We start from the raw sequence: 306 nt of genomic DNA on the forward strand, positions 1-306 counted from the left end.
GGGTGAAGGTATTTGCTGTGGGTTTATTTGATAGCAATGTAAATTCGGTTGTATTTCATTTTTGGATAGATAAGTTTTTATTACCAGAATTACCCTCGAATAGTGTAATTTTCATGGACAATGCAACCTTCCATAAACGACCAGATATACAAGATCTATTAGCCCAACATGGGCATAAAATACTTTGGTTATCACCTTATAGTCCTGACATTAATCATATTGAAAAAATGTGGGCATGGGTGAAAGCAAAAAGGAAAAAATGGTTGGTTAACTCAATAGATAAGCTTTTTAATCGTTTCTTTAACG

Annotated in this window: 1 protein-coding gene; it reads left to right on the forward strand. The window is 33.3% G+C overall.

Annotated features, from left to right (window positions below; translation table 11 throughout):
* Window positions 1–17 precede the first annotated feature (17 nt).
* Window positions 18–306, forward strand: a 289-nt coding sequence (locus tag ACG9ZB_RS16970; protein WP_419326821.1) for a transposase, incomplete at its 3' end; no start/stop codon positions are given.

The organism is Acinetobacter johnsonii, from assembly GCF_048551975.1.
In the GTDB taxonomy this organism is placed as follows: Bacteria; Pseudomonadota; Gammaproteobacteria; order Pseudomonadales; family Moraxellaceae; genus Acinetobacter; species Acinetobacter johnsonii_A.